The sequence below is a fragment of the uncultured Gimesia sp. genome (assembly GCF_937919775.1).
In the GTDB taxonomy this organism is placed as follows: Bacteria; Planctomycetota; Planctomycetia; order Planctomycetales; family Planctomycetaceae; genus Gimesia.
In genome coordinates this window covers 1-7238 of the sequence record NZ_CALFPF010000693.1, presented here as the reverse complement: position 1 = coordinate 7238, position 7238 = coordinate 1, and the positions used below count along the sequence as shown (strand labels likewise).

6 protein-coding genes and 1 pseudogene are annotated in these 7238 nt (G+C 50.2%); 6 read left to right on the top strand and 1 reads right to left on the bottom strand.

Going from position 1 to position 7238, the window contains the following annotated elements; translation table 11 throughout:
- Together Q0294_RS19575 and folD are read left to right on the top strand one after the other, a co-directional pair.
- The coding region (locus Q0294_RS19575; RefSeq protein WP_299468819.1) for a phosphatidylglycerophosphatase A at positions 1 to 501 on the top strand (501 nt) is incomplete at its 5' end.
- Positions 502 to 571: 70 nt separating this feature from the next.
- On the top strand, positions 572 to 1447 hold the full coding sequence (gene folD / locus Q0294_RS19570; protein ID WP_299468817.1) for a bifunctional methylenetetrahydrofolate dehydrogenase/methenyltetrahydrofolate cyclohydrolase FolD: 876 nt from the start codon (positions 572 to 574) through the stop codon (positions 1445 to 1447).
- Between the two features lie 132 nt (positions 1448 to 1579).
- On the opposite strand, the gene Q0294_RS19565 is transcribed toward folD, so the two are convergent.
- Positions 1580 to 1855 carry a hypothetical protein gene (locus tag Q0294_RS19565; protein WP_299468814.1) on the bottom strand — a complete coding sequence of 92 codons (276 nt, stop codon included), beginning with the start codon at positions 1853 to 1855 and terminating at the stop codon, positions 1580 to 1582.
- A 459-nt stretch (positions 1856 to 2314) separates the two neighbouring features.
- Here Q0294_RS19565 and Q0294_RS19560 point away from each other — a divergent pair, with 459 nt between their 5' ends.
- From Q0294_RS19560 to Q0294_RS19545, 4 genes and pseudogenes are all read left to right on the top strand, one after another.
- On the top strand, positions 2315 to 3256 hold the full coding sequence (locus Q0294_RS19560) for an SgcJ/EcaC family oxidoreductase (protein WP_299468812.1): 942 nt from the start codon (positions 2315 to 2317) through the stop codon (positions 3254 to 3256).
- A 394-nt stretch (positions 3257 to 3650) separates the two neighbouring features.
- Positions 3651 to 3983 carry a hypothetical protein gene (locus Q0294_RS19555; RefSeq protein WP_299468810.1) on the top strand — a complete coding sequence of 111 codons (333 nt, stop codon included), beginning with the start codon at positions 3651 to 3653 and terminating at the stop codon, positions 3981 to 3983.
- A 230-nt stretch (positions 3984 to 4213) separates the two neighbouring features.
- Positions 4214 to 4984 (top strand): hypothetical protein, encoded by a 771-nt coding sequence (locus tag Q0294_RS19550; RefSeq protein ID WP_299468808.1) that lies wholly within the window; start codon positions 4214 to 4216, stop codon positions 4982 to 4984.
- 887 nt (positions 4985 to 5871) lie between these two features.
- Positions 5872 to 7238, top strand: a pseudogene (locus Q0294_RS19545) (hypothetical protein); the annotation flags it as partial.

Below are 7238 nucleotides of genomic sequence, written 5' to 3'. Positions count from 1 at the left end.
TTACCATTAATGAGAAACATCAAAAATCAATCCATTCTGCTGCTGGCCACCGGGCTGGGCATTGGTTATCTGCCGCGGGCTCCCGGAACATTTGGCAGTCTGCTGGGGCCGCCGCTGGTGATGGGGCTGCTCTGGTTCCATCTCCCGCTGGCCGTGTATCTCCTCATCTCTGTTCTGTTATTTCTGGCAGGCGTCTATCTCTGTGATCGAGGTGCGAAAATTCTGGGGCTGGACGACCCTGGTTGTATCATCTTCGATGAAATCACTGCATTCACTGTCGTATTACTGCCGGTAATTGATCGGGCCGTCGATTCCCGGTTCTTATGGTTTTCCGTGATTGGTTTTCTGTGGTTCCGCTTATTTGACATCTGGAAACCCTGGCCGGTTCGTTATTTTGATCGGATTCACGGCGGCTGGGGGATCATGGCAGATGATTTCGTGGCCGCCATTTATGCGGCGATTTGTCTCTACGCCACATTAATTCTTTTGGGGTGGTTTTAGATTTCCTGCTGATTCGTTATGTTGTGAGCGACATTGAACGTTTCAGAAATTTTTACAAGGAATTGACAGGGTGTCCGCAGAAATCATCGATGGTAAAGCGCTGGCCGCCGCATTTCGTGAGCAACTCGCTCAGGAAGTGGCGCAGATGAAAGCAGAATCTCAGATCGTTCCGCATTTGACGGCTGTTCTGGTTGGCGAGGATCCGGCGAGCGCCGTTTATGTTCGCAATAAACAGCGTGCCTGTGAAAAAGCCGGAATTAAAAGCACTCTGAAACGATTGCCCGCTGAGACGACACAGGCAGAACTGATCGCTCTGGTGCAGGAACTGAATGCCGATCAGAGCGTGCATGGCATCCTGGTCCAGCTTCCTCTGCCAAAACATATTACGGAAACTGCGATTCTGGATGTGGTCAATCCCTTGAAAGATGTGGACGCGTTTCATCCTGAAAATGTCGGTTTGATTGTCCAGGGACGACCACGCTATCTGCCTTGTACTCCTTATGGAATTCAACAGATGATTCTCTCCACCAAAATGGAGACGGCAGGAAAACATGCGGTGATTTTAGGCCGTAGCGAGATCGTGGGAAAACCGATGGCCATGCTGCTGGTGCAGCGCGGTCTGGGCGCTGATGCCACGGTCACGATCTGCCATAGCAGAACGCAGGGTTTAAAAGAGATCGTGCGCACCGCTGATATTATCATCGCCGCCATCGGTCAGCCGGAATTTGTGACAGCGGATATGGTGAAACCCGGCGCTGTTGTGATTGATGTCGGCATCAATCGCGTGAATGATAAACTGGTCGGGGATGTCGATTTCGAGGGTGTGAAAGAGGTTGCCTCGGCAATCACACCCGTGCCGGGGGGAGTGGGGCCGATGACGATTGCCATGCTCTTGAAAAATACTTTGACGGCAGCCCGGATTCTTTCAGGTATCGATACTCATTAAAGTGAGGGCGCATTCGATCCTAGATGGTGATCGCTCTCAAGTGTAATACACACGGTAAATAAAAAAACTCTCCCGGTTCTCGGGAGAGTTTTCTGTTCTCATATGCCATGCGGAGATGACAGAAGCAGCCGATTAAGGCTTCTTTGGTTCTGCTGGTTTAGCAGGTTCTGGCTTCGCTTCTGGAGCTGGCTTCGTTTCAGGAGCTGGCTTGGCTTCTTCTGGAGCAGCAGGTTTTTCACCTTCTGGCTTGGCAGCGTCACCTTCAGGAGCGTCTGGTGTTTCAGTTGGCATTTCAGCGGGTTTTTCAGCAGCAGGTTTTTCTGCAGCTGGTTTGTCTGCTGGCTTTGTGCAACCGGCTAAGAATACTGTAAGTCCCAGTAATGCAAACATTGTCGACAGTAATTTCATCTCTGTTCTCCGTTTCTCAATGGAATATCTGATTTGCAAGAATGAGAGTCTCACAAATCGGGTTTGATTCAGTGTTGATTGAAGGAAACCCTGTTTTTCAGGTCTTGTTCGAAAGAGCAAGCCCCCCTACCACTCTTAAGAGGCACTTTCTCAGCGGTTTATTCCAGAGAATTTATGAATTTTCTAAAAACCTGTGAAACAAGCGGACTGCTCAGGTTATTCCATCAATTTCTGCTCATGCGTTTGAAGAAACGTCGTTGAACGATTCGAGATATCTGTTTCTTTTCCTATTCTTCCTGGCTTCCTTACTTTTTGTTGACATATACAAAATACAGGCATATCTTTAGTAAGTAGACCGGACAATGATTGTTCGAGAGGACTCTGTAAGGAGGCTCCCCCTGTAATTCACCTGCAATGCAGGCGCTGTGAAAACGAGTGTCTGTTTCCGGGAGCAAAGTTATGAAGCTGTCTGTGTCTCTGGCGCTGATTCTCTTTTTTTCAGTCGCCGCCAATATCTTTTCCGATGATTCTGCCAGTCAACCTGCCAGTGGTGAGTCTGTTTCCGATCTGGCTGAGCTTAAGGCTGCCAATAAAGAATTTGTGAAAGCCTTCAATCACCGAGATGCGAATGCGATTGCCGACATGTGGGCTGAAGACGGTGATTATATTGATGAAACGGGTACGCGCTACGCGGGACGGGAAGCAATTCACAGTGAATTTGAGCGGTATTTTAATACCAGCTACGGACGTAAGATCAATCTGCACGCCAGTTCGATTCGCTTTCTCAGACCAGATATTGTTCTGATTGACGGAACATCGGAAGTCGATCCTGCTCCCGCAGGGAAACCGGTCATCGGACGATTCTCGGCTATTCGAGTCAAACAGGACGGTAAGTGGTTACTGACTTCCGTACGCGAGTCCGCGGTAGAAGTCCCGTCTAATTATGAACATTTAACGCCTCTGGAGTGGATGATTGGTGAATGGGTCGATGAGGATGAATCGTCCAGCATTCACACATCCGCTGTCTGGAGCAAGAATAAAAACTTCATCATCCGCCAGTTCAAAGTCCATTTGAATGGACGCAACGTGCTTTCCGGTACGCAGCGTATTGGCTGGGACCCCATTAGAAAACAGATCAAAAGCTGGACCTTCGACTCCGACGGCGGGGTCGCTGAAGGGCACTGGTCGCATCACGGCGACCAATGGTTCGTGCAGAAAGTCAGTGTACTCCAGGATGGAACACGTGCTTCCGCGACAAACATTTATACGATAAACGATGATAATGACAGTTTTCTCTGGGAATCCAAAAATCGAATTGTCGGTAACGAACAGGAACCGGATATCGAGCAGGTGAAAGTCATTCGCTTGCCTCCTGCGATTGATCCTAATCAGGTCAACTAATGAAAACCTTCTCTTCTTATTAGATCTTAGATCAAACAGGTTGAATTGATGAAACAGTTTACAACAATGACTTTGGCATTCCTCGCAGTAATCTTTATTTGCGAACTGGATTGTTTTGCCCAGCGAGGAGGCCGAGGCGGCGGTGGCGGCGGACGAGGTGGCGGTGCTTCAAGGCCTGCACCCTCAAGACCTTCCCCTTCACGTGGAGGAGGCTCATTTTCCGGTCGCAGTCCTTCCATGAGCCGGCCCAGTTCTTCAAATCGACCTTCTCAATCTTTTAAACGGCCTTCCAGCAAACCTTCAAGACCAGCGAGCCAGCCTGGAAAAACACTCGATTTTTCCAATCGAAAACCCGGCTCTTCAAAACCAACGACTCCAGTTTCACGACCGGGAAGTGGCTCGCGTGACCCGGGCTTACGCCCCGGAAGCGGGAATCGTCCGGGATTACAACCTGGATCACCGGGCAACCGTCCCGGAATACTTCCTGGCACAAAACCCGGAACAGGAACTCCGGGGTTATCTCCCGGCAATGGAAATCGGCCTGGAAACGGAAACCGACCTGGTAGCGGATTACGCCCCGGTGATGGAAATCGACCCGGCGATGGGAACCGACCTGGTAGTGGATTACGCCCCGGTGATGGAAATCGACCCGGCGATGGGAACCGACCTGGTAGTGGATTACGTCCCGGCGATGGGAATCGTCCCGGCAATGGGAGACCGGGACTGAAACCCGGCGGAGATCGTCCCGTTAACAGGCCCGGTGCAGGAAACAGACCACCCGGAAACCGACCCGGATATGCAAACCGACCTTACTACCCACCCGGATACTGGCACGGCTATCGTCCAGGGTATGGATATAACCCGAACTATCATTACAACAGATATGGCTACCGTCCGTGGGCCTGGGCTACATATGGCGGGGTCGCAGCCTGGATTGGTTACAGTGTAGCCACACCCGTGGTTTACAACTATTCTGTCTCAGATGGTTATGTCTATAACGACGGCGTCCAAGTGGCTCCCGTCACAGTATACGAAACACAGGCGACTCAAATTGCGGACAGCGTGCCTCCGCCCGATGATGCTTCGGAGTGGATGTCGGTCGGCGTTTTTGCCATCATGCCTGAAGGGACGGAAGACGTTGATGTGACGGTTCAACTGGCGGTCGGAAAAAATGGCGCTGTTGCAGGGACTTACTACAAAAAAGAGGGAAACATCACGCTGCCGCTCAAGGGGGCCGTCGATGAAAAGAACCAGCGCGTCGCCTGGAAAGTGGGCGACGAAGATCCGATTACGATGGAAACCGGCCTGGACAGTCTCACGAAAGATCAATCGAAAGTGATTATCTATTTCAGTGGAGGTGTTTCGGAAACCTGGAATATGCAGCGGATTGATCAGGAGACAGCCAAGCTCGCTCAACAGGAAATCCACAATGATTCTCTGAAGAGTGAATTAGCCGCATCCTATCAGGAACTGGAAAAAAATCTGGATGATGCCTGGAAAGACTATCTGGCTCTGCCGGAAAGCTTTTATTCCAATTCGGAAATTCCTACGAAAGAGGAACTGGAAACGGTGATCAAGCATTATCAGCAGATTCAGACCGATTCCAAATATCAGGTTCTGACATCACGAGCGGAATTTCAGAAGACGTATCAATTGCTGCAGGATTACCTCAAAGATCTGGATCAGCAGCCGGACTTACCGACTCCGCCGCCTCCCGCAGCCAGTTGAGCCATTAGAGAACAGGAAAGCCCGGTTCTCAATCGGATACTGACAAAAACCAGAGACTGACAAAAATGCCCTGATCTTCAGGGCATTTTTTTATTGATATCTGACACACGTTAGCAGCTGAAAAAATCGGTGATAAAATTCAAGCAGCCGCAGCACTTTTAGAAACAGTGGATTTTTCGACACGTGTCACTCCGACTATCAATCTTCAAATACAGCGCCTTTGGGGATTTACAAAGATTCAATCTCGCAGGTGTCTTCCAAAAAATACATTTTCCAGAACTTTCAATGCCGCTACACTAATCAGGCCATTTCATCATGACCAGAGTAGATATTTCGCTAATCGAAACAGGGATTTGTGCTCCTGCTAGAAGTGGCTGCCTTACTTTAGTTTGACTTTCACAATTTTAATGCATATCGTGAACAAGTAAGCCGGGCAATGAATGTGCGGCACAACTCAGCAGGACGCTCCTGACGATTACAACTACATTACAGATGCTGTTAGAAGCGGCTCTGTACTCGGGAGCAAGGGGATGAATCGGTCTGTATTCCTTGCGTCGCTTGTCTTATTTTCTCTCGCCGCCAATAGTTTTCCTGACGAATCTCAGACACAGCCGACGGGCGATACCAGTTCGATTCACTTTATCCAGGCGGATGTGGTGTTGGCGAACGGAGTGTGCAGAAATCCTGCGTTCAGCAACTCACTCACTTCTGCATCAACACGGTACTGATTCATGACAATTTTCTTTTGACTCTCTCGAAACAGAATTGTCGACAACAAATAGAAAGTGGATATCGAGCAGGGAAAATAAATTTCTTCCCTCCTGCGATAGACGCGAAACAGGTCGATCTATGAATTTTCTCTCTTCATGATCGAACAGGTGATCATCATGAGACAGTTTAGTATTACGATTTTGGCATTGCTCGCTGTGATGTTTGTCAGCGAACTTGACTGTTTTGCACAACGCGGCGGACATGGAGGTGGAGCAAGTCGTGGCGGTGGAGGTGGCGGAGGGCACCGTGGTATGTCCGGAGGCGGAAGCTCTCGCGGTGGCGGGCACTCTGGCGGGATGTCTCGCTCAATGTCCTCGGGAGGAAGGTCTTCTTCGCAGCGCAGTATCCCCTCGCGATCATCCGGCCCCTCACGGTCAATCAATCAGTCTTCGAATCGAATTTCAAGATCCGCCACGAATTCGGGGCATTCATTTCAATCTACCAGAGGCAATCAGTCTGGTTCTTCCAGAAACTCGATTTCCTCACGTCCGGGAAACAGCATTGGCAACCCGGGATTACGTTCCGGAAGCGGTAACCGCTCCAGCTCAAACTTCTCAAATATGTATTCGGGTTCAAGGCACAGTGGCGGCAGCCCGGGCTTGAGTTCGGGGGGAAATCGCCGCGGGGCTGGTAACAGCAATAGTGGTCGAAGTCCCGGCTTGAGTCCCGGAGGAAACCGACACGGGTTTGGTAATAACTATACTGGTCGAAGTTCTGGCTTGAGTTCCGGGGGAAATCGACATGGGTCTGGTAACAACCATGTTGGTCGAAGTCCTGGTTTGTATCCCGGGGGAAACCGACACGGGTTTAGTAATAACTACGTCGGTCGAAGTTCAGGTTTGTATCCTGGAGGAAATCGTTCAGGCGGATTCAACCGGCCCGGTTACGCGAACAACAGGTCTTACTATTATCGACCCGGATACTGGTCCGGTTATCGATCAGGCTACGGATTAGGCTATGGTTATGGGTCCGGTTATGGTTATGGTCGGTATCCGTATTATCATTATCGCAGATATGGCTATCGCCCCTGGGTCTGGACCACATTCGGCGGTTTGAGCGCCTGGATTGGTTATAACAGTCTGGCCCCCGTCGTTTATAACTACTCTGTCAACGATGGCTATGTTTATAATAATGGCGCACAAGTCGCTCCCGTGACGGACTATGAATCTCAGGCGGATCAGATTGCAGACCGTGTGCCTCCGCCGGAGAATGCAGATGAGTGGATGCCCGTGGGCGTGTTCGCCATCGTTCCACAGGGAACGAAAGACGTCGATGTGACGGTACAACTGGCGGTCGGCAAAAACGGTGCGATTGCAGGCACTTATTTCAAGAAAGATGGTAATATTACGCTGCCGCTGCAGGGGGCCGTTGATAAAGCAAAACAGCGCGTCGCCTGGAAAATCGGCGAGGAAGATCCGATCACGATGGAAACCGGACTGGATAGTCTGACCAGAGATAAATCAACGGTCATTATTTATTTCAG

Excerpts from the sequence above, each read along its gene's own strand:
- Q0294_RS19565 (WP_299468814.1), bottom strand. The coding sequence starts at position 1,855 with ATGAAATTACTGTCGACAATGTTTGCATTACTGGGACTTACAGTATTC.
- Q0294_RS19560 (WP_299468812.1), top strand. The coding sequence starts at position 2,315 with ATGAAGCTGTCTGTGTCTCTGGCGCTGATTCTCTTTTTTTCAGTCGCC.